The sequence below is a fragment of the Kineosporia babensis genome, assembly GCF_021129305.1.
GTDB classification, from domain to species: Bacteria; Actinomycetota; Actinomycetes; order Actinomycetales; family Kineosporiaceae; genus Kineosporia; species Kineosporia babensis.
The window spans coordinates 372627-398423 of sequence record NZ_JAJOMB010000006.1 but is presented as its reverse complement, the minus strand read 5'-3'; the positions used below and the strand labels follow the sequence as shown (position 1 = coordinate 398423).

Sequence of the window (25797 nt, the reverse complement as noted above, 5' to 3'; positions counted from 1 at the left end):
GGAGGCTCCACCCTGGTGTTCGGCGTGGGCCTGCTGGTCCTGGCGCACGCCGACACCGTGGCGCTGTTCTACGTCGCCGAGATCATCCTCGGCTTCGCCTACGGCATCTACGCGGCGGTGGACAACGCCCTGGTGGTGGACGTGCTGCCGGACCCGGACAAGCCCGGTAAGGACCTCGGCGTGATCAACATTGCCAACTCGCTGCCGCAGTCGCTGGCCCCGGCCCTGGGTCTTGCCCTGCTCGGCTTCGGCAGCAGCGGGGGCGAGAACTACACCCTGCTGCTGTGGGGTGCCGCCGGGGTCGCCGCGGTCGGCGCCGCGGTGATCATCCCGATCCGCGGCGTGCGCTGACCCGAAGCTGCCCTGAAAGCTGACCCGAGAGCTGATCCGCAAGCTGGCCCGAAAGCCGATCTGCAGCAGAGATCAGCCGGCCCGCACCGGCCCCGTCGAGTCCCGCACGACCAGACCTGTCTGCGTCGCCGTGACCTGGCGGGGTCGGTGCGCGTCTTCCAGCCGTTCCAGCACCGCGCTCAGCGAGGCCTCGACCGTGGCCTCCACGTCCTGCCGCACCGACGTGAGGTTGTGGTACGACAGCGAAGCCAGGTAGCTGTCGTCGAACCCGACGACCGAGATCTCCCCCGGCACGTCCAGGCCGGCCCGGGCGAACACCCCGAGCAGCCCCACGGCGGTCTGGTCGCCCCCGCAGATCAGGGCGGTGGGACGGCGCTTGCGCTTCAGGATCCGGCGGGCCATCTCGGCCCCGCCCTCCTCGTCGTAGGTGTCGCAGGAGAGCACCTTGGCCCGCGACTCCAGCCCGGCCCCGGCCATCGCCCGGCGATAGGCGTCGGCCCGGTCCCTGCCCACGTTGCCCCCGGTCCAGCCCACGTACTCGATGTTCCGGTGCCCCAGCTCGATCAGGTGCCCGACCGCCAGCCGCAGTCCCTCCACCTCGTCCACGTGCACGTTGTCCACCGTGGGGGTGTCCACCCACTCCCCCAGCCAGACCACCGGCACCAGGTCGATGGCCTCGGCCAGCGCCGGGGAGGCCGGGTCGGGATTGAAGGCGAGCAGCGCCTCCACCCGCTCCTCCATCAGGGCGGCGACCACCGCGTCCGTTGGCCGTTCGGAGGTCACCGGACCGGGAACCACGTGGAAACCCTGCTCGGCGGCCCGCACGAACAACCGCTCGACCACCCGGACCTGGAACGGGTGGCGCATCCCGAACACCGCGCCGATCCGGCAGGTCCGGCTCTGGCGCAGCATCCGGGCCGAGGCGTTCGGCCGGTAGCCCAGCTCCTTGGCCGCGGCCAGGATGCGCTCCTTGGACTCCGCGCTCGGACCGGGCACGTCGCGCAGCACCAGCGACACCAGCTGCCGGGAGACCCCGACGTGGTCGGCGATGTCGGCCATCGTGGGCATCCGGCTCTCGGCCCGGCCGGCTCGCCGCGTCTGATCGCTGCCCACACCCGTTGTCATGGACGTCATTTTGTCATGTGCTCCCAACCGCGTGATCGTGCTGAACCTCCGCGCAGGAACCACCGCACGGTCACGAGGGGAACGAACCGCCAGCCAGTGGGCCCAAGGGCCAATCGACTGGTCAACCACGCTTGCCGGGACACCACCCAGCACCGCACCCAGGGGAAATATCCCGATCGGGAGCAAAGGCCGAACACCAATGAAGTAAAAGCTGTCGCGAATGCCTAGCGAACCGCTCAGGAAGAGCTACGGCTAGATTTCGTCTTCCTCGTCCGCGCCAGGCTCGACGAACACCTCGCACAGGCTCAAGATGCCGGTCACCCGCCCACGCCAGACACGGACCTTGTAGCGGGCGCCGTACTCGTCCTGGTGCCACACGTCGCGATAGTCGCCCGTACCGCCTTCAGGAGCGACGTCGGCCTGGTCCCAGAGCAGGGCTACGGTCTCGACCAGGTCGACCAAGCCGGACGGGTAGAACTCGGCCACGCTCGGGAGGCGCTCCGGATCAGCGGCCAGCTGATGGTTCAGGGAGTCGAGGAACTCAACGGTGGGGTTGACGACGTACCGATAGGGCACGTCAGGAGGCCTCACGCTTCAGACGCTCCCGAGCCAGGCGCTCGTTCATCTGCCGGTCCAGTTCGGCCGTGGCCCGGGCATCGAGTTCCGGGTCAATCTCGCCCGGCATGACGGCAGCGTGGGGGCGGTGCGCCTCCCGGACCGCCTCGCGCTCCTCCGGGGACATCGCCCGCATCTCGGCGGGCGTGTAGGCAGTGCGGCCCATCACTGTGCGCGGCATGGTGTGCTCCTCTCGGTTCGGCCCACCCAGACTACGACTGACGGAGACCCCGCGGGCACAGAAAGGCGTCGCGGCGATCAACACGCCCATCCGGGACCCTCGTGGAGAAAAGGTCACCAAGCCACCGGGGAAATCTGTCTGCACGGCTTGCGTCACCAGCACTGCACCGTCTGCCAAGACTGCCGCGACACTCGTACACACGCATCGATGTCATCGCTGGCGCCGACGATCAGGCACTCGAGTTGCCTGCATGGCATCACCGTGGCCGTCTCCCACCGGCCACTCGCCGCGGCCTGAACGTAGCCGGGACCACCGAGGACATCGTCCAGGATTCATGGCCACCAGCCATCCACGTTGTAGGTAGTGATTGGGCCCCGGCCCAGTTGTTCCCTGGACCGGGGCGCTTACTGTTCCCGGGCACGCGCAGCACAGACCTATGCCCTGCCACACCACCCCAAGCCCCCATTCTTCGTCGACCGACTTGGAGAACAGCGTTTGGTCATTCTCACTGCCCGGCCAGCGAACCCCCGATCCCGCCCACGCTGAAGTACTTGTTGAGCAACACGAAGACCGCGACCGGCGGGATCAGCATGACCACCGCGATGGCCATCACCGAGCCCCAGTCGGTGGTGTTCTGCTGGAAGAACGACTGGATCCCGACCGGCAGGGTGAAAGCCACCGCCGAGCGCAGGAAGACGATCGCCACCAGGTAGTCGTTCCAGGCCACCAGGAAGGTGAAGATCGCGGTGGAGAGCACCCCGGGCAGCGAGTTGCGCAGCACGATCTGGACGAATCCGCGGAACATCGAGGCGCCGTCGATCCAGGCGGCCTCCTCCAGCGAGATCGGGATCGAGTCCATGTAGGCCGCCATCATCCAGGTGGCCACCGCCATCGAGGAGGCCACGTAGACGATGGTCAGCCCGAGCAGGCTGTCCACCAGGCCGATCTTGGCGAACAGGATGAACAGCGGGATCACCGAGGTGATCACCGGCAGGCTCTGGAACACGAACAGCATCAGCGAGTACCCGGAGACGGCCCGGCTGCGGCCGCGGGAGAGCACGTAGCCGGCCGGGGCGGCCACCGCCACCGACACGAACACCGTGCCCAGCGTGACCAGCAGGCTGTTCTGCAGCCAGAGCAGCACGTCACTGGTGGCGAACACGCTCGAGAAGTTCTCCATCGTGAAGCCGCCGCTGCTGGCCGAGGCGGCCGAGGGGGTGAAGGCCAGGAACAGCACCACCCCGATCGGGACCAGGGTGATCGCGACGATTGCCAGCATCAGCACGAACCGCAGCCAGGGGCCGGCGCCCATCGGTGCCTTCGCCGGAACACGAGCCGGAACACGAGCCGGGGCCGGAGCCAGAGCAGACATCAGTGGGCCGCCTTTCGGATCTGCCGGTACAGCAGGGTGGAGATGACCACCAGGACCGAGGTCATGATGAAGGCCACCGAGACGCCCTCGCCGACCTGCTGGTTCTGGAAGACCAGCCGGTAGGCCAGCACCACCAGGGAGTTCGTGGCGTCGATCGGGCCGCCGCCGGTGAGCAGGAAGATGGTCGGGAAGTCGTTGACGCAGAAGATCGTCATCAGGATCCAGGAGATGTACGTGGAGCGGGCCACGATCGGCAGGGTGACCCAGCGCAGCTGCTGCCAGCCGGTCGCGCCGTCCACCCGGGCCGCCTCGTAGACGCTGTTGTCCACGCTGGCCAGGGCGGCGCTGGACATCATCATCATGAACGGGAAGCTGATCCAGACCTTGAACACGCAGACCAGGATCCGGGCCCAGAACGGGTCGGCCAGGAACAGCGGCTGGCCCAGCCCGAGCGTCTCGAACAGTTGCGGGATGGGGCTGCTGCTGGTGGCCACCAGCCAGTTGATCGCGGTGGAGGACACCACGATCGGGACCACCCAGGGCAGCAGGAGCAGCACCTTGAACACGCCGCGGGCCGGGATCCGGGTGCGCAGCAGCAGGGCCAGCCCCAGCCCGACCGCCCAGCTGCCGAACACCCCGACCACGGTGAAGACCAGGGTGAACGAGGCGGCCTTCCAGAACACCTCGCTGGTGAGGTTGTCGGTGTAGTTCTGGATCCCGACGAACGAGCCGGTGTTGATCAGTGTCCCGTCGTGCAGCGACTGGCGGAACGCGTCCAGCAGCGGGAACCCGTGGATCAGCAGGAGCAACGCGACCGAGGGCGCAATCAGCAGGAACATCGTCCGGGACTCGGGGCGCCACCGGCGGCGGGGCCGCGAGGTCGCGGGCACCGCCGGCGCCGGACGTTCGGTGGTGGTCGTCATCGTCAGGACTTCACAATCGCCGAGAGGCCCTTTTCCAGGGTGGTCAGCGCGGTCTTGGCGTCGGTCTTGCCGGAGAGCACGGTCTGGGTGAACTCGGCCAGCGGCTGCCCGCCGTCGACCTGTGCCATCGCGGCGAACAGGCTGGTGGAGCGGGAGCCGTAGGTCCGGGCGACCGGCTGGTACTCGGCGATCACCTTCATCTTGTTCTCGCTGGCCTGGAACTCGGGCAGGTCGACGATCGACTGCAGCACCGGCATCCCGTTGACGACCTTCTGCTGCCAGAACGCCTTCATGTTCTTGATGTAGTAGTCCAGGAACGCCTCGGTGCCCTCCTGGGAGGGGGTGTTGGTGTACATCATGATGTTGTTGCCGAAGGCCAGCGCCACCTTGTCGCCGTGCCCACCGGTCAGCGGCTCGGCCACCAGCAGGTCGCCGGTGGTGTCGCCGACTCCCTCGTCCAGGGCGGCGGTGAACAGGCCGAAGGCGAACTTCTTGTTCTTCCACTGGGCCAGCTGGTTGTCCGAGGTGTAGCTGACCGCGGCCGGGTCGGTGATGCCCTCCTTGACCAGCCGGATCACGAACTCCATGGCCTCCACGTTGCGTTCGTTGAGCAGGTCCAGCTGACCGTCCGGGGTGAACAGGCCACCACCGTTGTTGATCATCATCAGCACCATGGTGTGTGCGCCCAGGTTGTTGCCGGCCCCGGCCCCGACCCCGAAGCCCACGTAACCCTTGCTCTTCAGCGCCTTTCCGGCCGTCACCAGCTCGTCCCAGGTCTTCGGCACGTCCACCCCGGCGTCCTCGAAGGCCGACTTGCGGTACCACCAGACCCGCATGTCGGTCTGCCAGGGCACCGCCACGTACCCCGCGTCGGTCTTCATCGCCTCGAGCGTGCCGGGCAGGAAGTCCTGGGTGAAGCCTTCCGCGTCCCACTTCTTCACCAGGTTGTCGGCGGTGGCGATGTAGCCCTCCTCGGCGAACTGGAAGGCCTGGAAACCGCCGCCGGTGCTCACGGCCGGGCCGGTCTTGGAGGCCAGGGCCGAGGAGAAGGTGGTGGTGAAGTTGTTCCACTGGATCCGCTGCAGGCTGGCCGCGGGCAGGCCGTCGGCCGGCTTGTACGCCTTGACCAGGGCGTCCGAGGACTTGTTGTAGGAGTCCTGGGCCCACGGCATGTCCCAGAAGACGACCTGGCCGTCGCCGCCGGCGGCCACGGTCTTGGACTTGGCGCAGGCGCTCAGGCCACCCAGCAGGGCCAGTCCGGCTCCGGCGCGCAGCAGGCTGCGGCGGGACATGTCGGGCATGCGGAACTCGCTCATGGTGTGCCTCGTTTCGAGGATGGGGACCGGTGTTGGGGGGAAGAGATGGAGCGGGGGAACGTCAGGACGCGGGCAGGAGCGGGGCGAGAAGGCCCAGATCGGTGCGCAGTCCGGTGAGATCGTCGGCCGGGGTTGTCCCGTCGACTGCCGCAACGAGGCGGCGCCATCCGGCGCGGTGCGAGGACTCCCACAGGGTGGGGAATTTCGTGGCACCGGCATCGGTGGTGCGAACCAGGACGGCGGGTTGTGCCGTACCCGGGTCGGGCAGGGTGAGTTCGAGGGCCACGCTCGGGGCCAGGCCCCGGATCCGCAGCTGGGGGCTGGTTGCGGTGGTGACGTGGGCGCTGAGCAGGAGCCGGACGCCGGTCCGGGTCACCGCACTCAGGTAGTAGCCCGCGCTGCTCCAGGTGAGCCGGGTGAGCTCGACGGCCGGGCTGCCGAGCCGGCGCAGGGTGGCCAGCTGGTCGAGCAGAACGCCGTCCAGCTCGGCGGGCTGGGCAACCACGGCGGCTGCCTCGATCATGGCGTCGGCCGGCCAGTCCGTGAAGAGCCTTGCTGCCGTGGGCATGACCGGGTTGTCGGCAAAGCGGTAATTGAGGACGACGGGCGCGCCCGGGTGGGCCGGTACGGCTTCGGGGGCGGCCGGGGTGGGGTGAACCACCATCACGCCCCGGGCCGTTGCGGCAGCCACCCGCTCGGGCCAGCCCGGCCCACCCTCGAGCGCGACCAGGTCCGAAGGCTCGGCCAGCCGCAGCGAGACCGGCAGCGAGGCCACCACCGCGGGCACATCACCGCGGCTGAGGGCCTGGAGTTCGCCGCCGACGGCGAGGGCGCCCATCACGCGGCCCGGTTCGTGGTGGCCGCTGCCCCGCACGCCTGCTCGGCCACGTCCAGGGCGAAGGCCAGGTCGGCGACAAGCTCGGCGGTGCCGTAGCGCGGGGCTCCGCCGTGGGCCACGTCGTACAGGTGCTGCCACTCACCCAGATAGCCGTTGTGCGGGGCGGCTTTCAGCTGGGTGCGGCGGCCCGCCTCGTCGATCACCACGTCGGCCGGGCCGGCCTGCACGTAGGAGGGCATGAAGGTCACGGTGGCGGCCCGGGTGGGCGCGAACACCTGGAAGGACCAGTGCGGGTCCCAGTTCTCGGACATCAGGGCGTGCAGTTCGACGACCTGACCGGCGCTGGAGAAGATGATGGAGTAGCCGAACGGGGTGAGCGAACGGGCCTCGTGCACCACGATCTGCCCCGGTTCGGCCAGGAAGGCCCGGATCAGCGGCAGGTCGTGAATCGCCAGGCCGAGCACGCCGTCCCGGATCCGGTCGGCCGCAGCGGTCGGGCCGGTGGGCGCGGGCGGGCGGTGGCTGACCTCGGTGGCGAAGTCCTCGAAGCGCGGATTCGGCGGCAGCACGGCCGAGCAGCGGATGTGCTGGGCGCTGCCGGCCGTTTCGCCCCAGGCCTGGGTGAAGGCCAGCCAGCCCGGGTCGTGCGTGTGCATGGCCCCGACCAGCACCGGCACCCCGGTGGTGGCGCAGACCTCGGCGATCCGCGTGGCGTCCTCGACCGTGGTGGCGAAAGGCTTCTCGCACAGCACCACCTTCTTGCCGGCCAGGCAGGCCTCGATCACCTGCTCGGCGTGGAAGGGGTGCGGGCTGCACACCGCGATCACGTCGATGCTCTCGTCCTGGAGCACGTCCTGGACCGAGGTGCTGGGCCGGGCGCCGGCCCGGGCCGCCACGCTCCGGGCGGTCCCGCCGTCGGCGTCCATCACGGCCCGGACGCTGAAGAGGTGACCGAGCCCGGCCAGGGCGGGCAGATGGATCGCCTGCGTGACCGGGCCCGCGCCGAGAAAACCCACACCGAGCGGGTTCGGCGAAATCGGTGAAACAGACATCATTGTCCTCGTTTCGGCAGCTCACTCGGCCGGGAGCGAAGGTTTTCGGCGATCGCTCGGCTGAGGTGAGCCAGAACATATGTACCTCAGGGATTAAAGTCAAGGTTCGCGCTCCGGCGGCGTAACCTGTTACCCGCAACGACTACTCGGAGGTCCCCGATGCCGATCACCGTGGAAAGCGCCAGCCCCGCAACGAGTGACGCCCACCTGGAGCAGGTGGTGCGGCTGATCCGGGACCGGCAGGCCACCACCCGCCCGGCGCTGATGAACCTGACCGGGCTGAGCCGAAAGATCGTGATCCAGCGGGTGGACCAGCTGATCGCGATGGGCCTGGTGCGCGAGGGACCGGCCGCCGCGTCCACCGGTGGGCGCCCGGCCGGGCAGCTGGACTTCGCCGCCGACGCCGGGTGCGTCCTGGTGGTGCTGCTGGGCGCCACCGGGATGAGCGCCGGCCTGGCCGATCTGGCCGGCCGGGTCCTGAAGGTACGCAGCAGCGAACTACCTTTCGGCCTGCAGCCGGAAGAAGCACTGGCCCGAGCCCGGATGGAGTTCGCCGAACTGCTGGGCGACCCGGCCCGGCGCGGACCACTGCGCGGCATCGGGGTGGGCGTGCTCGGCCCGGTATCCCCCAAAGGCCTGACCATGGACACGTTCCCGAACAGCGGCTGGAGCGCGTTCAGCGTCGGCGACTGGCTGTCCGACAGCTACGGCGTGCCGGTCTGGGTGGACAACGAGGTCAACCTGATGGCGATCGGGGAATCGCTGAGCCGCACCCCGCAGCCGGCCCCGAGCCTGCTCTACGTCAAGGTCGGATCCGGCATCGGCGCCGGGCTGATCAACGACGGACGGCTGTACCGCGGTGCCTCCGGAGTGGCCGGCGAGATCGGTCATCTCACCGTCTCGGCCGACCGCTCACGGGTCTGCTGGTGCGGCAATCACGGCTGCCTGACCATGTTCGCCAGCGGCCGGGCGATCGTCGGCCTGGGCATCGAGGCCCGGCTCAGCGGCGCCAGCCCGTACCTCGAAAAGCTCACCCCCGAGCAGATTCGTGATGTGGACGTGGTGGCCGGGGCACACGCCGGGGACGGCGCCTGCAGCCAGATCATCGACCGAGCGGCCGTTTCCCTCGGACTCGCCGTCGCCGGGGCCACCAACCTGTTCAACCCGGCCCTGATCGTCATCGGTGGCCGGGTCGCCACCGCAGCGGGCGAGCTGTTCACCGAGCCGATCCGCCAGGCGGTCGACGAGCACGCCTTTCTGCTGGCGACCGCCGACATCACGATCGAGAGGTCCTCCGGCGAAGAAGAAGTCGGCGTTCAGGGCGCGGCCTCTACCGTGGTCGAAGGGCTGCTGTCCGGCGATCATCTGGCCGGCTGGAGCGCCTGATCGGCTCTCGAGAAGGCGTGGGCGCCCGGGCAGTGAACTCACAGTTCCTCGATCTGCGCGTTGCGCCAGCGGCAGGCTGCTCCCCGGCCCCAACGGGACTCCCCGAAATGCGCGTCGTTGTCGTGCACCTCGAGGGCGAGATGGCCGCGGGCGCCGAGCAGTTCGGCCACCGCGGCCGGGTCGTAGTCCGGGCTGTCGATCGTGGCGGTGTCGAGTTCGGCGATCTTCAGGCCGTTCACCCACGTGGTGATGGTAGGCAGGGCGCCGCCCACGCACCGCACGCGTAGCTCGTTCCAGTCACCCCAGCGCCAGACCTTCAGGAAGTCGTCCACGTCGGCGGCGTAGGACAGCAGGCGCTGCTTGTCCGGGGTGACCGGCTCCTGTGAGGTGGCCGGGTCGTCCTCACGCAGCCCGATCGGGGCGCCCGCCTGATCCACCACCGCGTCCAGGGCGAACGGCACGGCGTGAAAACTGGCCAGGCCGTTGCCGAAGAAGCCGCCGATCGAACCGGACTGGCGGTGATCCACCAGCACCTGGAAGCCTTCCCAGCTGTCCGGCCGGCGACGCAGCATGATCCCGGTGTCGGCCGGCCAGTCCGGTCTGGCCTCGATCACGAGCTCGAAGTCGCCGTAGGCCTGCTCGCTCAGCAGATAGCCGCCGTAGCCCGGGGTGCCCTGCCGGCCGATCACCACGCCGTCCTCGACCGACCACACGGCCGGGTGCTTCTCGGGCTCGACCGGTGGTTCCACACCGAGCCTGAGAAGCATCTCGGCCACGTCCGGACCACCCGGGTAGGCATTTCCGTACACCCGCGGGACGGCCTTCCAGCCCGCCAGGGTTTTTCCGTCGAACAACGGCTTGAACGTCACTTCACTCCCCTTACCGGAACGAGCGCCAGCGCGCCCAGAACCTGTCCTCTTCTTTGAGACACATGCGTGATGGCGAAGGGTGGATCAGCTGATGCTGCCGAGAACCCTCAGGTCGTCGGCGAAATCACGCAGTGAGGCCGCTTCTCGGGGACTTTCGTGAGCCAGTCGCCAGGTGCGCCGATGGGCGCTCTCGTAGTCGGTGGGCAGGATGCGCTCACCGTCGGGGCCGACCAGGGTTGCCGTGCCCGGCGCCGCGGTGGCGGGGTCGGGAAGGGTCACGGTAAGCACGTGCTCCGGGCTGTAGGCGCGGAGCACGTGGTGCGGCGTCACGGCGGACGTGCGGGTCACGAGGGCGCGGACCCGCACCAGGCGTTGTTCGTGCCGGGCCTCACCGGTGAGCAGTGCACCGGTGGCGGTGATCTGGGCGTTCTCGACGGCCAGATCGGTGAATCCGGCAGCCCGCAGGCTGCGGATCTGTTCCAGCAGGGCCCGTTCGACCGGGGTCTCGGGGGCGGCGAGCGCGGTGCTCGAGACCGCCCCGAACGGGATGTCCTGCGGAAGATTCTTCAGGACCGGGTTTCCGGCGAACGGCTCACTGAGCACAATGGTGGACGTTCGTGCGGCCAGGGTGTCCACCTCGCCTGGGTCCACCGGTCCGGGAGCATGCACGAGAAGGTTGTGGCGTCCGGCCGAGAGTTTTTCTGCGGCAGCCGCTACCCAGTTTCCGGAACCGTCGAGAACAACCAGACCGGCAGCGTCCTCTGGTTCTGAGACGCTGTAGAAGTCCGGCAGTGATGCCGCCAGAGCCGTTGCCACGGAACGCAGCTGAGTGGGAACCGAGATCGACGTCCTCATGCGGGCACCTGCTCGCCGAGCAGGGCGGTGGCGCGATCGGCCACGTGCACCACGAATTCCGCGTCGGCGAGCACGTCGGCACTCGACGGAACCGCGTCCGTCTGGCCCTGCAGGGCTTGGGCCAGCCGGCGCCATTCGGCCTCGTACCCGTTCGTCGGCCGGTTGCCGACGCTGAAGGCGCCCTGCGCACCGGTGATCGTGGCGGTGGCCGAGCCGGCGGGCACGAACGAGGGGGTGAACTCCACGTGCAGGACCTCCTCCGCAGAGACAGCTTCCAGCTCCCACAACGGTTTCCAGTGCGGCTGCATCAGACCGGAGACCTCCACCAGGGTCTGGCCGGCGCGGATGCCGATCACGTAACCGAACGGTTCGAGGAACTCCGCGGAGACGATCTCGGCGTCGGTGCCCGGACGGCCGATCAACTCGTGCACCAGCGGCAGGTCGTGCACCGCCAGGCCGAGCACAGCGGCGTTCAGGAAGGCCTGGCGCACGGCCGGATCGGAGGCGTCAGGCATGCTCATCGGCTGGCGCGGCAACAGATGGCTCGCCCGGGACTCGTAGCGGTCGTTGAACGGCAGGACGATGCTGGACCGCACGGTGCGGGCGCTGCGGACCAGTTCGCCCAGCCGGGGCCGGATCTCGGTCCAGGCCGGGTCGAACACGTGCATCGCGCCGACCACCAGCAGGCCGCCGGTCTCCGCCAGCGCCTCGGCGATGTCCCGCAGTTCGTCGTGGCTGGTGGCGAGCGGTTTCTCGCACAGCACGGCGCGTTTTCCGGCCCGCAGCGCGGCCACCGTCTGTTCGGCGTGGAACTCGGGTGGGCTGCAGATCGCCACGACCTCGATCGATTCGTCGTTCAGCACGTCCTCGAGATCGGTGCTGGCCTGCGCGCCGACCCGTGCCGCCACCGCCTGAGCGGTGGCGGGGTCGGTGTCCATCACCGTGCGGATGGTGAATTCCTCGCTCAGCCGGGCCAGAGTGGGCAGGTGGATGGTCTGCACCACCGCACCGGCCCCGATCAGCCCGACCCCGGTCACGCTGGCGTCCCGCCGTAGAAGTCCTGCCCGCGCAGGTACTCGAGGGCGAACGTCGAGCTCTCCAGCCGGCTGGGCAGGTTCGGCACGTCGACCTCGACCACGGTCCAGCCGTTCCACTGCTCGGGCAGCGCAGCCAGCACCGCGCCGAAATCGATCTGGCCGCGGCCGGGCTCGGTCCACACGTGACGCTGCTGGGTGGCCGCCATGTAGTCGTCCCCGGCCTTGATCGCCTCGAGGCGGGCGGCCGGGTCGACGTCCTTGACGTGGATCGCCACCACGCGGTCGGCGTAGTCGCCGATCACGGCAACCGGGTCGGCGCCGGCCCAGGCCAGGTGACCGGTGTCCGGGCCGAAGCCCAGCGCGGAGCCGGCCGAGCGGTCGAGCACGGCGCGGACCTCGGACTCCACCTCGACCAGTGAGCCGACGTGCGGGTGCAGGCCGTAGTGCACGCCGATCGAGGCTGCGGCCTCGGCGGCCAGGGCCATGCCCTCGGCGATCACCGCGCTGGCTTCGGTGTTCTCCTCGGCGCCGACGGCCGGGGCGGCGATCCGCTGCGGGGTCAGGTCGGCGGCGATGAAGGCCTGGTCCAGGCCGAAGTGGGCGTGCGCCTCGGCGTGCCGTTTGATCCCCTCGACCAGGGCGGCGTGCTGGGACGCGTCCTGGAAGGAACCGGAGAAGTAGCCCGGGGCAGGGGCCATGCCGTGCTGGGCGAACAGCGCGCCGTAGGCCGAGACCTCCATGTCGCCGGGCCATTCCACCGTCATGGCGGTGTAGCCGGCGTCCTTGAGCTCGCGCAGCGCGGTCTCGACCACGGCGGCGTTCAGGTGATAGCCCAGGTCGCCCAGGATCCAGGGCAGCGGGTTGATACTCAGCCGATGCATCTTTGCCATCGTCAGCTCCCTCAGAGTTTCAGTTCTCGACGGTGATCCAGGCGCGCTCACGCGCGGAGGCCAGGACGGCGTCGGCCAGGCGGACCGCCCGCAGGCCGTCACCGAAAGCAGGCAGGCCGTCGGCCGGCGTGCCGTTGATCGTCGCGGTGGTGTCGCGCACCAGGGCGTTGAAGCAGTCCTGGTAGCCCTGCGGGTGCCCGGCCGGGACCAGCGCGTAGCGGGCCGCCTCCGGACTCAGGGTCTGCGGGTCGCGCACGTGCAGCATGCTGCCCCCGCGCCGGCCCTCCCACAGGTATTCGGGGTTCTCCTGGTCGAACGAGAGCGTGGCGTCGCTCCCGGAGATCTCCAGCGACAGGCGGTTCTTGCGGCCGGCCGAGACCTGGCTGATCACCGTCGAGCCGAGCACCCCGGCCGCGGTCTCGAACTGGACCACGGCCACGTCCTCGGTGTCCACGGCCGCCGACCCGCGCTCTCCGTTCACCGTGGCCAGGCGGGCCGAGACGGCGCTGATCCGGCTGCCGGTGACGAACTCGAGCAGGTCACACCAGTGCGAGCCGATGTCGGCGAAAGCCCGGCTGGGGCCACCGGTGGCCGCCGAGACCCGCCAGTTGGTGTCGTCGGCGCCGAGCAGCCAGTCCTGCAGGTAGCTGCCGTGCACCACGTTCAGCCGGCCCACCTCGCCGGCCGCGACCTTGGCCCGGGCCTGGCGGATCATCGGGTGGAACCGGTACACGAAGGGCACCACGCCCACCCGGCCGGCGTCCTGCGCGGCGGCGGTCACCTTCTCGGCCTGCTCGATCGAGACCGCCAGCGGCTTCTCGCAGATCACGTGCTTGCCGGCGGCGAGCGCGGCCAGGGTGATCTCGGCGTGCACGGCGTTGGGGGCGCACACGTGCACCACGTCGATCTCGTCCGAGGAGACCAGATCGGACCATTCACCGAAGCCGCGCTCGGCACCCAGGGTGCGGCGAGCGTCCTGTGCTTCGTCGGCCCGGCCGGTCGCGACCCCGGCGAGCCGGCCGCCCGCGGCGGCCACCGCGCGGGCGTGCACCTGGCCCATGAAACCGGCCCCGACGATGGCGTGGCGCAGCTGAACCGGCGTACCGGTGTCGTCCGTAGTCATCCGTATCACCCGTGTTCCCCCCGAGCTCCGTACGCGGGGTTGGTGACGACGATTTTTGATCGTGCCAATCCGCTGTTCAATGACTGATTTATGCCGGGTGAGGGAATTAATCAGTCATCCGCCGCGGGATACATTCAGCACCGTGAGTGAGCAGCGCCCAGCCCTCGGGTCGAAACTGGACGGCCCGGTCTGGCTGCAGGTACCCCCCTTGTCGGCCCGGGTCAGCCCGGAGGTGATCGCCAGTACGCTCGCCCGGCTGATCTCCAGCGGCACCGCCACCTCCAAGGCCGATCTGGGCCGGGTCACCGGGCTGGCCCGTTCCACGGTGGACACCGGGATCCGGACGCTGGAGTCGATCGGTGCGGTGCGGATCGGCGGCCTGCAGCATCTGGCCGGGCGCGGGCGTCCGGCCGAGGCCCTGGAGATCGACCCCTCGTTCGGCCTGGTGCTGGTCGCCGACTGCGGTGCCCACCAGGCCCGGCTGGCCGTGCTCGACCTCGGGCAGAACCTGCTGGCCTCGCACACCCTGGCGCTGAGCATGGCCGACGGCCCGCAGCCGGTGCTGGACACGATCGCCGCCGAGGCCGCCGACCTGCTGGGGCCCGGGCTCAGCCAGCACCTGATCACCGTGGTGGGGCTGCCCGGGCCGGTGGACGACCGGCACGGCACCGTGGTCCGGCCGCCGATCATGCCGGGCTGGGACGGCTACCGGGTGGCTGCGCATCTGCGGGAACTGCTGGGCGGTCGGGTGAGCCTGGAGAACGACGTGAACCTGCGGGCACTCGGTGAGGCGCGGGCCCGGCCCCCGGCGCCCGGGCCGCTGCTCTTCGTCAAGGTGGGCACCGGGATCGGCGCCGGGCTGGTCACCTCCGACGGCAAGCTGCTGCGTGGCGCCGACGGGGCAGCCGGCGACATCGGGCACGTCCGGGTGCCGCAGGGCACGTCGCTGTGCGCGTGCGGCAACACCGGCTGTCTGGAGGCCGAGGCTGGGCTGGGCGCGCTGAGCCGGGCGGCCGGGCTGAGCCCCGATGCCTTCCTGCACGCCCTGGTTCACCGCGATCAGGCGGTGCTGGAGCTGGTGCAGGGGTCGGCGACGGCGATCGGCGAGGTGCTGGCCTCGCTGGTGCACATGTTCAATCCCTCGCACATCGTCCTCGGTGGGCGCCTGGCCGAGGCCACCGACGAACTGCTGGCCGGGGTCCGCAGCGTGGTCTACCGGCGGGCGCTGCCCCTGGCCACCCGGAACCTGACCATCACCGGTTCGCTGCAGCCGGCCGACGCGGGGTGCGCAGGGGGCTTCGTGATCGGCGCCGAGCAGTTCCTGCAGCCCGACATCCTGCTGGAACGGATGGGCGGCCAATAGCTGGGACGGCCGGGGGCGAATAACGCCGTCAGAAAGCCTAATCCGGGCCGATTGTTCGGCTTGTTGCCCGCCGGGCCCGCGGTCTAGCGTCACTTTGAGCCAACGGCACCCGAGAGCATGGATGGATTGCGATGGAGCAGCAGACCCCCTTCGAGGCCCGTCAGCCGGTGACCCTGTTCACCGGGCAGTGGGCCGACCTGCCCTTCGAGGAGGTGGCCCGGCTGGCCGCCGAGTGGGGCTACGACGGCCTGGAGATCGCTGCCTCGGGTGACCATCTGGACCTGCAGCGCGCCGACGAGGACCCGGCCTATGTGCGCAGCCGGCTCGACATCCTGGACAAGTACGGCCTGAAGGTCTGGGCGATCTCCAACCACCTGGCCGGGCAGGCGGTCTGCGACAACCCGATCGACTTCCGCCACCAGGCCATCCTGCGCGAGTACGTCTGGGGCGACGGTGACGGCGAAGGCGTCCGGCAGCGCGCCGCCGAGGACATGCAGCGCGCCGCCCGGGTGGCCCGCAAGCTCGGCGTGGACACCGTGGTCGGCTTCACCGGCTCCAGCATCTGGCAGTACGTGGCCATGTTCCCGCCGGTTCCCGCCTCGGTGATCGACGCCGGGTACGAGGACTTCGCCGCGCGCTGGAACCCGATCCTGGACGTCTTCGACTCCGAAGGCGTGCGGTTCGCCCACGAGGTCCACCCGTCCGAAATTGCTTACGACTACTGGACTCTGGTGCGCAGCCTGGAGGCGATCGGGCACCGGGCCGCCTTCGGCCTGAACTGGGACCCCTCGCACATGATGTGGCAGCAGATCGACGTGGTCTCCTTCATCTGGGAGTTCCGCGAACGGATCTACCACGTCGACTGCAAGGACACCCGACTGCGCCCGCCGGGTGGGCGCAGCGGTGTGCTGGGCTCGCACCTGCCCTGGGGCGACCCGCGTCGCGGCTGGGACTTCGTCTCCACCGGCCACGGCGACGTCCCCTGGGAGGACTCCTTCCGGGCGCTGAACTCGATCGGCTACCAGGGGCCGATCTCCATCGAATGGGAAGACGCCGGGATGGACCGCCTGCACGGGGCCGCCGAGGCCGTGAAGTTCGTGCGCTCGATGCTCTGGCAGCCCCCGACGGCCTCATTCGACGCGGCGTTCAGTAACCAGTAGCGGGTTCCTGACCGGAAGCCGGTCGTGCTCGATCAGCCAGTTCAATGATGCGGGCACGGCCGCTTCCGGCTCGTAGGCCGGTGCGTAGCCGAGCGCCGAGGCGGCCGTGGCGATGCTGACTGGCCTCACCGTGCTCTTCGCTCGTGGTGGCGCGAAAATCTTCCCATGTGACGCTTTTGAGGTTCGCCCCCTGGCCGAACCAGGTGGGCGAAACCGCGCACGGTCAGGGCTCTCGGCGCGGTGACGGTGAAGTCCTCCCCCGCCGCCGCGTCCCGCTGAACGAGCGGCAACTCGACCGTCCGGCGCTGGAGCGGGGTAGCTGCGCACCTTCACATTCCGGCTCTGACCAGCGGAAACGTTGACCCCTAAGGGTATTGCGCGGGTCTGGCAAGACTCTTGACCGGCTCGGGTGTGAACGAGAACATTTCTGCGCATTGGTCCGTGAAGTGCAGTTCGTGCCCTGACCGCTCACTGTTCCTGACCGCCACTGTTCTGGTCCTCCCGGCCGTGGACCAGGGCGGCGTTGGCGACCCCCGAGTCGTGACCCGCTCTCGTTCGAAGGACAGCCATGCCCCCATCTGTTCGGCCTGCCCGAAAACCGCTGCGTGCCCTGGCGGCCGGCGCCCTGACCGCGGTCCTGGTGGTGGTGGGCCTGGTCGCCACCACCAGCCAGGCCTCCGCCGCCGTGGTTCAGCCCGGCACCGCCTACGTGCTGATCAACCGCAACAGCAACAAGGCCCTGGACGTGTACAACCTGGCCACCACCGACGGCGCCGCGATCAACCAGTTCTCCCGCAACGACGGCGCCTGGCAGCAGTGGAAGTTCCTGGACTCCGGCGGCGGCTGGTACCGGGTCCAATCCGTGCACAGCGGAAAGGTTCTCGACCTGCCCAGCACCGCCGACGGCATTCAGCTGGTCCAGAACGCCGACCGCAACGACTCCCGGCAGCAGTTCCGGCTGGCCGACTCGGCCGGTGGGCACGTCCGGCTGATCAACCGCAACAGCAGCAAAGCCGTTGACGTGTGGGAACATTCCACCGCCGACGGCGCCAAGGTCTCCCAGTTCCAGGACCTGGACGGCGCCAACCAGCAGTGGCTGCTGGTACCCACCCCGCCCGCGCCCAAGACGTTCAACAACCCGATCAAGCGCAACGGCCCGGACCCGTGGCTGCAGTATCACAACGGCTTCTACTACCTGGCCACCACCACCTGGAACTCGACCGTCACGATGCGCCGCTCGGCCACCCTGGCCGGGCTGGCCACCGCCACCGACCAGGTGATCTTCAACCTGGCCGGCCGCGCGAACGGCTGCTGCAACATGTGGGCGCCGGAGTTCCACCTGATCAACGGCCGCTGGTACTTCTACTACACCGCGGGCCAGAACGTCACCGACTACAACCCCACCCAGCGTCTGCACGTTCTGGAGTCCTCCGGGACCGACCCGATGGGCCCGTACACCTTCAAGGCCGATCTGGGCAGCGACTGGGCGCTGGACGCCAGCGTGCTGAAGGTCGGCAGCAACCTCTACCTGATGGGCACCTACGGCGGCGACGGGGCCGGGCAGAGCAATTTCATCCAGCGGCTGTCCAACCCCTGGACGCTGACCGGTTCACGCGTGCGGTTCAGTTCGCCGACCCTGGCCTGGGAACGGCAGACCGGCGCCGTGAACGAGGGCCCGGAACCGTTGTACCGCAACGGCAAGGTCATGGTCGTGTACTCAGCCAGCGCCTGCTGGGGCCCGGACTACAAGCTCGGCCTGCTCACCCTGACTGGGACCGACCCGCTGAATCCGGCGCACTGGACGAAGAAGTCGACACCGGTGTTCCAGCGCAGCGATGCCAACAGCGTGTTCGCGCCCGGGCACAACGGCTTCTTCAAGAGCCCGGACGGCAGCGAGGACTGGATCGTCTACCACGCCAACGACTCTGCGGGCGGGGGCTGCGACATGAATCGCTCCACCCGGGCCCAGAAGTTCACCTGGAACTCCGACGACACACCCAACTTCGCCACCCCGGTCCGCCTCGGCGTGACCCTGAGCGCGCCCGCGGGAGAATGATGCTGAACCGACGCACGCTCATCGCCTCCGGTCTGGCCGGGGCCGCCGGCCTGGCCCTGGCCCAGCCGGCCCGGGCCGCCACCTACCAGGCCTACGTGATGGGCTATTTCACCGAGTCGCCCAGTCAGCTCGGCGCCAATTACGGCCTGCATCTGGCGGTCAGCGCGGACGGCCTGAACTGGACGCCGCTGAACCAGAACAACCCCGTGGTCACCCCCACCGCGGGCACCGGCGGCCTGCGCGACCCGTTCATCCAGCGCAAGCAGGACGGCACGTTCGTGGTCCTGGCCACCGACCTGACCGGCACCGACTTCACCCAGCCGAACCAGTACATCCACTGCTGGGACTCGGCCGACCTACGCAGCTTCACCGGGTACCGGCGGCTGCGGATGCACACGATGAACACGCACACCTGGGCACCGGAGGCGTTCTGGGACGCGGCCCGCGGCCAGTACGGCATCCTCTACTCGGCCAACAGCGGCGGCCGGGACGGGTTCTGGGTGAACTACACCAGCGACTTCCGGACGGTGAGCGCGGCCCAGTTATTCTTCGACCCAGGCTTCAACGTTCTGGACGCGACCACGCACGTGCACAACAACGTCCCTTATCTGTACTACAAGAACCTGGCCAACGGACGGCTGTACGGCGCCCGATCGAGTTCGTGGAACCCGCGCAGTTTCGACCAGGGCACCTACACGGCCGGGGTGGTGAACGGGGGCATCGAGGCCCCGATCGTGGTGAAGGCCAACGACCGCAACGAGTGGTGGCTGTGGGGCGACTCTTACTCCCCCAACAACGGCGAACTGTACGCCTGGCGCTCGGGCAATATCGGCCTGGACAGCTGGACGCCGCTGACCAAGGCCCAGTACACCCAACCGCTCAACGCCAAACACCCGACGATCAGCCCGATCACCGCCACCGAGCAGTCCAGCCTGATCAGTCGCTGGGGTGCGCCGAACTGGAACCGGATCAAATCGTTCAACTATCCCGACCACCTGATCCGGCACGCCAGCTACGCCGGGCGGATCGACCCGTACCCCTTCGACCCCTACCCCGACTCGCAGTGGCGTCTGGTGCCGGGACTGGCTGACTCCAGCGGCGTTTCGTTCCAGTCCGTCAACATCGCCAACCACTACCTCCGGCATGCCAACTACAGCGTGGTTCTGGCCCCCAACGACGGTTCAGCCCTGTTCGCCGGCGACGCCACATTCCACCGCACCGCCGGGCTGGCCGACAGCGCCTGGACATCGTTCCGCTCGCACAACCGGTCCGGCCACTACCTGCGCCACGCCGGTTTCGTACTCCGGATCGACCCGCTGAGCAGCAGTTCCGCGGCCACCGACCGGCAGGACGCCACCTTCCAGATCGGCTACTAAGTCAGGTGCGCCTGCGCGCTGGTGCACCGGCGCAAGCGCCACCCACTGCTACCGCACGAAACGCCGGTACAGCACCAGCCCCACGATGACCACGACAACCAGGACCAGCAGCATCTTCATCAGGAGCACCTCACGTGGGACGACAGCGTGCCGTCCATCCTCATGGGCGGCACGCTTCCGGGCAAGACCAGGGGCACGTCAGCGACGCTGCCGGCGACCGGCCGCCGCCACGAACGGGGTGATCAGCGCGGTCACGGCGAGCGAACCGATCAGCACCAGCAGGACCCCGACCACGAACAGGCCGGACTCGTCCTGCGCCTGCCAGTCGTAGAAGGCGCTCACGGCCAGGGCCGGCGGCATCGCCACGATCACCGAGCCCGCCCAGTTCAGCCAGGCCAGCGGGAGGCCGATCAGCGCGAGGGTCAGCGCCAGGCCCACCACCCGCCCGGCCGGGTAGTCGACGTCCAGGTCCACGCCCCAGCGCATCCACGCCGCCCAGGTCAGCAACGTGGCCACGAAGCAGGCGAAGGCCACGACCAGGTCGGCGGGGATGAACCAGGAGGACTCGCTGCGAGCGGGGCAGGCGATCATGATGAGGGTTCCTGTCTGGTCCGGGGGCTGGTGAGCGGGGGGCTCATACCGAAGATCCTTCCGCCTTGAGCGTCCCCGAACGTCCTTCTTAGGTCGCAACCACGTGCTCCTACTTTCGACGACAGGGTTCTGGGCAGCGTCGCCCAGGCAGTTCAGGCCGGACCGACCTCGATCAGGCCTTCGGCCCGGGAGACGCACGGGGTGATCAGCTTGGCCCGCTGATCGGTGGTGAGCACCACGTCCCGGTGTTCTGGTGTTCCTGCGTGCAGGGCCACGACGCAGGTCTGGCAGGTTCCGGCGCCGCAGGAACTCCGGATCGGGATTCCTGCGTTCTGGAGCGCCGCCAGCATCGACCTGTCGGCCGGAACGTCGATCTGCTGTCCGGTGGGAGCCCAGCGCACCGTGAACGGTTCGTTGGCGAACTCGGACGGGGGCTGGGGGCGGAAGTCCTCAAAGCGCAGCCGCGAGGGACGCCAGTGCATGGTCATCGCGCGCACCTGGTCCAGCAGCCCGGCCGGGCCGCAGCACACCAGGTTGGTCTCGCCCGGATGCTGCAGCCAGGGCCACAGGTCCAGGCGTCCGTCGTGCTCTTCGGCCGCGTACACGGTGACGTCCTCGCCGGCGAATTCCTCGACATAAGCGGCTCGGGACCGGGACTTGACCAGATAAACCAGCCGCACGCGTCCCCCATTGGCCTTGAGCTGGTGATAGAACCAGCGCATGGCCGTGATTCCGATGCCACCGGCCACCAGGAGATACCCGTCCCGGGCCGGCGGAAGGGCATAGCCGGAGGTGGGAGGTCCGACCATGAGTTCGGTGCCGACCTTGACGTCCGCGTGAATGCTGCGCGAACCACCGCGTCCCTGTTCGTCCAAAGCCACCGCAATGCCGACGGTCGTCCCGCGAGAATCGTTCGATGCGTGGGTCACCGAATAGCTGCGGCGCATCCCGGCCGGGGTTTCCAGATCGATGTGAGATCCGGGCGCCACCGCATACTGACCGCTGAGCAGCATTTCGAGCTCGACAATTCCGGCGGCCGGTTCACGCCGGGAAACCACCTGCGCCGTGACGTCACTCACGAAAGCACCTCGATCGGGGCGCCCCGCTTCACCGTTCCGTCGGTGAGAAACGTGCAGTAGACGCCCATGTCGACGTCTCCCAATTGACGTTTGAGCAGACGGGGCACCGGAACGTCTCTGCGCGCATTGGTCAGGTTCACTTCGGTGGCCGCGCACCGCGCCGTTCCCGACTGAATGCGCGCCCGGACGTCTCCGATCTGCAGTTCCCGGCCGATCAGATCCCTTTCCAGCCAAGGAGTTCCGAGATCGACATAAAGGTTGGCCCGAAAACGCAAAGGGTCGATCTGTGCGCCGGTCTTCTGCTCGAGATCCCGTACCGAGGCCAGATTGATCAGGTGACAGGCCCAGGTGAGTTCAGGTGAGACCGAGGCCGTGTAGTTGTAATTGAACCGGCCGGGTTCGGAACGGGCCAGGAACGGCCGCTGGTCCTCGTCGAGATCCAGCACCCGGGCGAACAGGTTCTCGATCTCGCGGACGTCGTCCGGATCGTCCGGGCAGGCATCGAGCACGATCCGCCCCGCCACACGGAACACCAGCCGCCCACCCGCGAGCTCCACGCGCACTCCGGCCAGCCGGGGCGCGTTGGTCAGCGAATGGAAGTCCCAGGAGGGCAGCGGGCGGTCCTTGATCGTCGTGTAACCGCCCTCACGCGTGGCCAGCGCGAACCACCGGTCGGCCGGGAACCCGCGCTCCGGGCCGACCTCGGCCGCCTCGATCAACTGGCCGTTGAGCCCCTTGACCGGGTACGTGTAGAGATCGACCACCTCGCGTTTCATCACCCCAGATATATCAACCCCATCTGCGAAGTGCGACTTTCAGCCGGAGACCGCCTGCACCCGGGCCGCCTCCCGCCTGGCGCCGGTGTTCTTCAGCCCAGCCCGGGAACCCCGGAGCTTGGCCTCGATGTGCTCCTGCACGGTCACCGGCTCGTACAGCGGCTCCTCGCCGTCCCGGACGAACTGCGGCAGCACCGAGATCACCGCGTCGGCGTTGCAGTCGTGGAAGAACGCGGCCGAACGGCGGCGCTTGATCCTGCCCTCGACCACCGGCGGCTTGACCCGGTGCAGCGTGGACATCCAGACGTCGTTGGTCAGCCGGGCGGCGATGTCGCCCAGATTGACCAGCAGGGCGCCGTCGGCGGGCTGCACGTTGTGCCAGACCTGGTCGGCGCCGAGCACCTGCAACCCCTCCACCTGGTCGGCCCACAGCACCGTGACCAGGCCGAAGTCGGTGTGCTCGCCCATCCCGGTCAGGTCGGCGCCGAGCTCGATCTCGCCCGGTGGCAGGGCGTAGTTGTTCATCCGCAGCACGTTGATCGAATGGTCGGTGATCGCGTCGAAATAGCCGGGCCCGACCTGCAGCGCCGCCGCGAAGATCCGGGTCAGGGTCTCGGCCACCCGCCGGGCATCCTCGAAATACACCGACACCAGGTTCTCGAAGGCGCCGGCCGAGGGCCAGGTATTAGCCGCGTACTGGCTCTCCGCAAGCTCGACGTGAGGGTAGTCGGCCAGCGTGGCGCCCACGTTGAAGGCCTCGAAGAAGTCGTTCATCCGGGTGATCGGGTCGACGCCCAGGCTGTAGCTCAGCGCCTCGCTCTTGGGCGGGCTGTACCCCCGGTTCTCCCAGGCCGGGCGCACGTACTGCTTCTTCGCGGCCAGCGGCAGGGCGAAGAAGTCGTCCATGGCCGAAGCCAGCCCGGCCCGGATCGACGCAGGCACGCCATGCCCGACGATCTGGATGAACCCCACCGTCCGGCAGGCCGCGTCCAACTGCGCGACCACCTCGGCCTGGGCCGCGGCCGGGCCCTCCTGAACCCAGGCACTGATGTCGACGGTCGGCACGGTGAAGGTCATACCGGCATCCTCGCGCTCCCTCCGGCCGCCGGAGTTTCGCCGCGGTTACGAAGGCGGGTTCATCGACGCCATGGGCAACGGGCTCTTCCTCCCCGGCTCGCTGCTCTACCTGCCCCGCGCCGTCGACCTTTCGAACGCCGAGGTGACGTCCGGGCTGACCGTCGCCGGGCTGGTCGGGTAGCTGACCACGGTACCGGTGAGCATGATTGGGGACCGGGTCGGAACCGGGCCGTTGAGCAACGTCGGGTGTGGCCGGACCTGATCCGGTCACACCCGACGTTCGCTGCCGGGCCCTCAGGACGTGGCGGGCGTGCCGGTCAGCCTCAGGTTGCGCAGGCTTCCGGTGTTGTCGAACGAACCGAACCCCACGCGGCCGGAACCGAACGTCGTGTCCGTCGCCGTCATCAGTGGATCCTTGGAACCGTCGACATATACGGCGATCTCACCGGTCGATGGCAGGTGCACCACTCTGACCTTGTGGTATTCGGAGTCGGTGATGGCGGGCGGCGCGCCGCGCGATCCGTCCCACTGGTCGTCGATCCGGAGTCGATCGGCGTTGTTCACGACGAAGATCCCGTTGTGCGGATAGATCTTGTTGTCGCTGGAGAGATGGACGTAGTAGAACTCGGTGTCCGAGCGGTACCCGAAGACCATGATCACGTCGCGATTGGTGATCTCGACCGGCGTGTCCAGTCGCACCTTGCCCTCGATCTCCACCGCGCCGAAGGCTGGGCCGTCCGTCAGCACGGCGTACTCGAACGGCCGCCGCGGCCCGGGGCGGCTCTGCCCGGCCTGGGCCAGGGTCGCTGTCTTCTTCGAGAACTGCCACAGCGCCGGCGTGACCGGTGCCCAGTTCTTCGCGTCCAACCGCGGACGCAGGCGAGTGTTCCCGACGTCTCCGGAGGCAAACGTCTTGGTGTCGGTCACCTTCCAGATCTTGCCGTTCGCCTTGGACAGCAGGTAAAGGTCGCCTGCGGCACTGCGGCCGAACCGCAGATCGACCCGGTTCTGGTCACCCGGGGCGCCAGGGCCGGACAGGTCCGGCATGACGACCCGCCGGCCAGTGTCGTCGAACAGCATCAGTTCGTGCAGTGGCGCCAGGGCGTGCCCGCGGCGCATCTCGTCGGCCTCGGTGTAGAACACCCGGCCGTCGACGAGGTCGCCGAAAACATACTTGCCCCGCAACTCCGGCAGGGTGCGGCCTCGGTGGACGAACCCGCCGGACACGGCCCGGCCGACGTCCGACGAGCAGTCCCAGTCGGCCGGCGGGTCGTGGTCGTAGGCGGCGACCGGGTACGTGTAACCGAATTCGGCGTCGTCGGCCGGCAGGGGGAGAATGCGATCACACGGGTTTGCTGCCGTTCGATCGAAGACGAATGAGCCCTCCCGCTCGCTCCATCCGAGGTTGTCGCCGGCACGCACGTCGTAGACCGCTTCCACGGTGTGCTCACCGATATGCCCCAGGAACAGGCGATGGCCGGGGCCGCTGTCCCAACTGAAGCGGTGCGGGTCACGCATCCCCAGGGCGTAGATCTCACCCAACGCACCAGCCTGGCTGACGAAGGGGTTGTCGTTCGGGATGCCGTAGCGGCCGTTACCGGCATTGCTCCCGTCAGGGTCGATACGCAGGATCTTGCCGTGCGGCATCGCCAAATTCTGCGGGTCGGTCTTGGTGGCGCCCTGGCCACCGTCGCCCACGGCGAGGTAGAGAAGTCCGTAATCCCGGTCACCGCGACGAGCGGTCGAGTTGAAGTCGATCTGCTGGATGCCGTGGACACGCCCGGTGAAGCCGATCCTCAGCACCTCGCGGTGTGTACCGCGGAAAGTGTTGGCCGACGAGTCTTTCGCGGTCCACTCGGTGATGACCCCGTGGTAGCCGGTGGACGACTGCGCATAGTCGGGCGTCACGGTCGTCGACGTCGCCAACTCGGTATGGACGGTGTAGAAACGGCCGTTGCGCGCGAAGTCCGGGTGGAACGCCACGTATCCGAACCCCTGGCCGAGGCCCCGGCCGGAGAAGAACTGAGGCGCGAACGCGGTTCCGACATCGAGGTAGGCCTCGGGCTTGCCGTTGCGGACGAGATACAGCATGCCGTTGAGGTCCGGCACGGCCATCCGGCCCGACCGGTCGGGCAGCTCGACGATTGCGTTGATCCGGGCCCGGCGCATCAACCGGGGATCGATCGGTTCCGGCGTGGGCGTCGACTGCGGGAACGTGGCGAACTGGGTGAGGACGAGCCCGAGCCCGGACTGGATGGTCTGCTCCGGTATCGGATCATCGAGCGGCTGCGCGGCTTGCGCCGTAGTGCCTGCGGTCAGGGACAGCGCCAGGGTTGCGGCTGCCAGCGCGGCCACGGGGCCGAACCATCGGGCGGGACCACCTGGG

General features: G+C 68.8%; 25 protein-coding genes. 7 read left to right on the top strand and 18 right to left on the bottom strand.

Features of this window, described 5'->3' with window-relative positions; translation table 11 throughout:
• On the top strand, positions 1–351 hold a 351-nt coding region (locus LR394_RS14540), incomplete at its 5' end, for an MFS transporter (protein ID WP_231442024.1).
• A 72-nt stretch (positions 352–423) separates the two neighbouring features.
• Here LR394_RS14540 and LR394_RS14535 read toward each other — a convergent pair.
• The 8 genes from LR394_RS14535 to LR394_RS14500 all read right to left on the bottom strand — a co-directional run bounded on the left by LR394_RS14535 (position 424) and on the right by LR394_RS14500 (position 7773).
• Positions 424–1476: a LacI family DNA-binding transcriptional regulator gene (locus tag LR394_RS14535; protein WP_231442022.1), complete on the bottom strand. Its 1053-nt coding sequence runs from the start codon at positions 1474–1476 to the stop codon at positions 424–426.
• A gap of 252 nt (positions 1477–1728) precedes the next feature.
• Positions 1729–2067 (bottom strand): hypothetical protein, encoded by a 339-nt coding sequence (locus LR394_RS14530; RefSeq protein WP_231442020.1) that lies wholly within the window; start codon positions 2065–2067, stop codon positions 1729–1731.
• Positions 2054–2272, bottom strand: a complete 219-nt coding sequence (locus LR394_RS14525) for a hypothetical protein (protein WP_231442018.1) — start codon at positions 2270–2272, stop codon at positions 2054–2056. The genes LR394_RS14530 and LR394_RS14525 overlap by 14 nt, the downstream gene beginning before the upstream one ends.
• Before the next feature lie 505 nt (positions 2273–2777).
• Complete coding sequence (locus LR394_RS14520) at positions 2778–3644, bottom strand: carbohydrate ABC transporter permease (protein ID WP_231442016.1); 867 nt, start codon at positions 3642–3644, stop codon at positions 2778–2780.
• Positions 3644–4567, bottom strand: coding sequence for a carbohydrate ABC transporter permease (locus LR394_RS14515; RefSeq protein WP_231442014.1), 924 nt, complete (start codon positions 4565–4567; stop codon positions 3644–3646). Before LR394_RS14515 ends, LR394_RS14520 begins: the two co-directional genes overlap by 1 nt.
• A gap of 2 nt (positions 4568–4569) precedes the next feature.
• Positions 4570–5883, bottom strand: coding sequence for an ABC transporter substrate-binding protein (locus LR394_RS14510; protein WP_231442011.1), 1314 nt, complete (start codon positions 5881–5883; stop codon positions 4570–4572).
• Between the two features lie 61 nt (positions 5884–5944).
• Positions 5945–6721, bottom strand: coding sequence for a hypothetical protein (locus LR394_RS14505; protein ID WP_231442009.1), 777 nt, complete (start codon positions 6719–6721; stop codon positions 5945–5947).
• On the bottom strand, positions 6721–7773 hold the full coding sequence (locus LR394_RS14500; RefSeq protein ID WP_231442007.1) for a Gfo/Idh/MocA family protein: 1053 nt from the start codon (positions 7771–7773) through the stop codon (positions 6721–6723). Before LR394_RS14500 ends, LR394_RS14505 begins: the two co-directional genes overlap by 1 nt.
• A 159-nt stretch (positions 7774–7932) precedes the next feature.
• Here LR394_RS14500 and LR394_RS14495 point away from each other — a divergent pair, with 159 nt between their 5' ends.
• The gene (locus tag LR394_RS14495) at positions 7933–9159 is read left to right on the top strand and encodes an ROK family protein (protein WP_231442004.1); all 1227 of its coding nucleotides are present in this window, start codon (positions 7933–7935) and stop codon (positions 9157–9159) included.
• Between the two features lie 38 nt (positions 9160–9197).
• Here LR394_RS14495 and LR394_RS14490 read toward each other — a convergent pair whose 3' ends face one another.
• From LR394_RS14490 to LR394_RS14470, 5 genes are all read right to left on the bottom strand, one after another.
• Complete coding sequence (locus LR394_RS14490; protein ID WP_231442002.1) at positions 9198–10028, bottom strand: 3-keto-disaccharide hydrolase; 831 nt, start codon at positions 10026–10028, stop codon at positions 9198–9200.
• Between the two features lie 84 nt (positions 10029–10112).
• Positions 10113–10883 (bottom strand): hypothetical protein, encoded by a 771-nt coding sequence (locus tag LR394_RS14485; protein ID WP_231442000.1) that lies wholly within the window; start codon positions 10881–10883, stop codon positions 10113–10115.
• The gene (locus LR394_RS14480; RefSeq protein ID WP_231441998.1) at positions 10880–11920 is read right to left on the bottom strand and encodes a Gfo/Idh/MocA family protein; all 1041 of its coding nucleotides are present in this window, start codon (positions 11918–11920) and stop codon (positions 10880–10882) included. Before LR394_RS14480 ends, LR394_RS14485 begins: the two co-directional genes overlap by 4 nt.
• Complete coding sequence (locus LR394_RS14475; protein WP_231441996.1) at positions 11917–12810, bottom strand: sugar phosphate isomerase/epimerase family protein; 894 nt, start codon at positions 12808–12810, stop codon at positions 11917–11919. The genes LR394_RS14480 and LR394_RS14475 overlap by 4 nt, the downstream gene beginning before the upstream one ends.
• A 19-nt stretch (positions 12811–12829) precedes the next feature.
• Positions 12830–13933: a Gfo/Idh/MocA family protein gene (locus LR394_RS14470; RefSeq protein ID WP_231441995.1), complete on the bottom strand. Its 1104-nt coding sequence runs from the start codon at positions 13931–13933 to the stop codon at positions 12830–12832.
• A gap of 142 nt (positions 13934–14075) precedes the next feature.
• On the opposite strand from LR394_RS14470, the gene LR394_RS14465 reads away from it, so the two are divergent.
• The 4 genes from LR394_RS14465 (at position 14076) to LR394_RS14450 (ending at position 19888) form a co-directional block, all read left to right on the top strand.
• Positions 14076–15296, top strand: a complete 1221-nt coding sequence (locus LR394_RS14465) for an ROK family protein (RefSeq protein WP_231441993.1) — start codon at positions 14076–14078, stop codon at positions 15294–15296.
• A gap of 131 nt (positions 15297–15427) precedes the next feature.
• Positions 15428–16456: a sugar phosphate isomerase/epimerase family protein gene (locus tag LR394_RS14460; RefSeq protein WP_231441992.1), complete on the top strand. Its 1029-nt coding sequence runs from the start codon at positions 15428–15430 to the stop codon at positions 16454–16456.
• 568 nt (positions 16457–17024) lie between these two features.
• Positions 17025–18512 (top strand): family 43 glycosylhydrolase, encoded by a 1488-nt coding sequence (locus tag LR394_RS14455; RefSeq protein ID WP_231441991.1) that lies wholly within the window; start codon positions 17025–17027, stop codon positions 18510–18512.
• The gene (locus LR394_RS14450; protein WP_407937048.1) at positions 18509–19888 is read left to right on the top strand and encodes an AbfB domain-containing protein; all 1380 of its coding nucleotides are present in this window, start codon (positions 18509–18511) and stop codon (positions 19886–19888) included. The genes LR394_RS14455 and LR394_RS14450 overlap by 4 nt, the downstream gene beginning before the upstream one ends.
• A 198-nt stretch (positions 19889–20086) precedes the next feature.
• Here LR394_RS14450 and LR394_RS14445 read toward each other — a convergent pair whose 3' ends face one another.
• From LR394_RS14445 to LR394_RS14430, 4 genes are all read right to left on the bottom strand, one after another.
• On the bottom strand, positions 20087–20479 hold the full coding sequence (locus tag LR394_RS14445; RefSeq protein ID WP_231441988.1) for a hypothetical protein: 393 nt from the start codon (positions 20477–20479) through the stop codon (positions 20087–20089).
• Between the two features lie 152 nt (positions 20480–20631).
• Entirely contained in the window at positions 20632–21558 is a 927-nt protein-coding gene (locus tag LR394_RS42945; RefSeq protein ID WP_231441985.1) for a PDR/VanB family oxidoreductase, read from the bottom strand.
• A complete protein-coding gene (locus LR394_RS14435; protein WP_231441983.1) occupies positions 21555–22334 on the bottom strand; it encodes an MOSC domain-containing protein in 780 nt (259 codons plus the stop codon). The genes LR394_RS42945 and LR394_RS14435 overlap by 4 nt, the downstream gene beginning before the upstream one ends.
• Before the next feature lie 39 nt (positions 22335–22373).
• The gene (locus tag LR394_RS14430) at positions 22374–23411 is read right to left on the bottom strand and encodes an isopenicillin N synthase family dioxygenase (RefSeq protein ID WP_231441981.1); all 1038 of its coding nucleotides are present in this window, start codon (positions 23409–23411) and stop codon (positions 22374–22376) included.
• Here LR394_RS14430 and LR394_RS14425 point away from each other — a divergent pair.
• The gene (locus LR394_RS14425) at positions 23401–23592 is read left to right on the top strand and encodes a hypothetical protein (RefSeq protein ID WP_231441979.1); all 192 of its coding nucleotides are present in this window, start codon (positions 23401–23403) and stop codon (positions 23590–23592) included. The genes LR394_RS14430 and LR394_RS14425 overlap by 11 nt on opposite strands.
• Positions 23593–23705: 113 nt before the next feature.
• On the opposite strand, the gene LR394_RS14420 is transcribed toward LR394_RS14425, so the two are convergent.
• Complete coding sequence (locus LR394_RS14420) at positions 23706–25766, bottom strand: PQQ-dependent sugar dehydrogenase (protein WP_231441977.1); 2061 nt, start codon at positions 25764–25766, stop codon at positions 23706–23708.
• Positions 25767–25797: the final 31 nt, after the last annotated feature.

What these genes read in the sequence shown, in the direction of transcription:
- LR394_RS14535 (WP_231442022.1), bottom strand. Translation starts at nt 1,476, where the DNA reads ATGACAACGGGTGTGGGCAGCGATCAGACGCGGCGAGCCGGCCGGGCC.
- LR394_RS14525 (WP_231442018.1), bottom strand. Translation starts at nt 2,272, where the DNA reads ATGCCGCGCACAGTGATGGGCCGCACTGCCTACACGCCCGCCGAGATG.
- LR394_RS14520 (WP_231442016.1), bottom strand. Translation starts at nt 3,644, where the DNA reads ATGTCTGCTCTGGCTCCGGCCCCGGCTCGTGTTCCGGCTCGTGTTCCG.
- LR394_RS14515 (WP_231442014.1), bottom strand. Translation starts at nt 4,567, where the DNA reads ATGACGACCACCACCGAACGTCCGGCGCCGGCGGTGCCCGCGACCTCG.
- LR394_RS14510 (WP_231442011.1), bottom strand. Translation starts at nt 5,883, where the DNA reads ATGAGCGAGTTCCGCATGCCCGACATGTCCCGCCGCAGCCTGCTGCGC.
- LR394_RS14505 (WP_231442009.1), bottom strand. Translation starts at nt 6,721, where the DNA reads ATGGGCGCCCTCGCCGTCGGCGGCGAACTCCAGGCCCTCAGCCGCGGT.
- LR394_RS14500 (WP_231442007.1), bottom strand. Translation starts at nt 7,773, where the DNA reads ATGTCTGTTTCACCGATTTCGCCGAACCCGCTCGGTGTGGGTTTTCTC.
- LR394_RS14495 (WP_231442004.1), top strand. Translation starts at nt 7,933, where the DNA reads ATGCCGATCACCGTGGAAAGCGCCAGCCCCGCAACGAGTGACGCCCAC.
- LR394_RS14485 (WP_231442000.1), bottom strand. Translation starts at nt 10,883, where the DNA reads ATGAGGACGTCGATCTCGGTTCCCACTCAGCTGCGTTCCGTGGCAACG.
- LR394_RS14475 (WP_231441996.1), bottom strand. Translation starts at nt 12,810, where the DNA reads ATGGCAAAGATGCATCGGCTGAGTATCAACCCGCTGCCCTGGATCCTG.
- LR394_RS14470 (WP_231441995.1), bottom strand. Translation starts at nt 13,933, where the DNA reads ATGACTACGGACGACACCGGTACGCCGGTTCAGCTGCGCCACGCCATC.
- LR394_RS14460 (WP_231441992.1), top strand. Translation starts at nt 15,428, where the DNA reads ATGGAGCAGCAGACCCCCTTCGAGGCCCGTCAGCCGGTGACCCTGTTC.
- LR394_RS14455 (WP_231441991.1), top strand. Translation starts at nt 17,025, where the DNA reads ATGCCCCCATCTGTTCGGCCTGCCCGAAAACCGCTGCGTGCCCTGGCG.
- LR394_RS14450 (WP_407937048.1), top strand. Translation starts at nt 18,509, where the DNA reads ATGATGCTGAACCGACGCACGCTCATCGCCTCCGGTCTGGCCGGGGCC.
- LR394_RS14445 (WP_231441988.1), bottom strand. Translation starts at nt 20,479, where the DNA reads ATGATCGCCTGCCCCGCTCGCAGCGAGTCCTCCTGGTTCATCCCCGCC.
- LR394_RS14435 (WP_231441983.1), bottom strand. Translation starts at nt 22,334, where the DNA reads ATGAAACGCGAGGTGGTCGATCTCTACACGTACCCGGTCAAGGGGCTC.
- LR394_RS14430 (WP_231441981.1), bottom strand. Translation starts at nt 23,411, where the DNA reads ATGACCTTCACCGTGCCGACCGTCGACATCAGTGCCTGGGTTCAGGAG.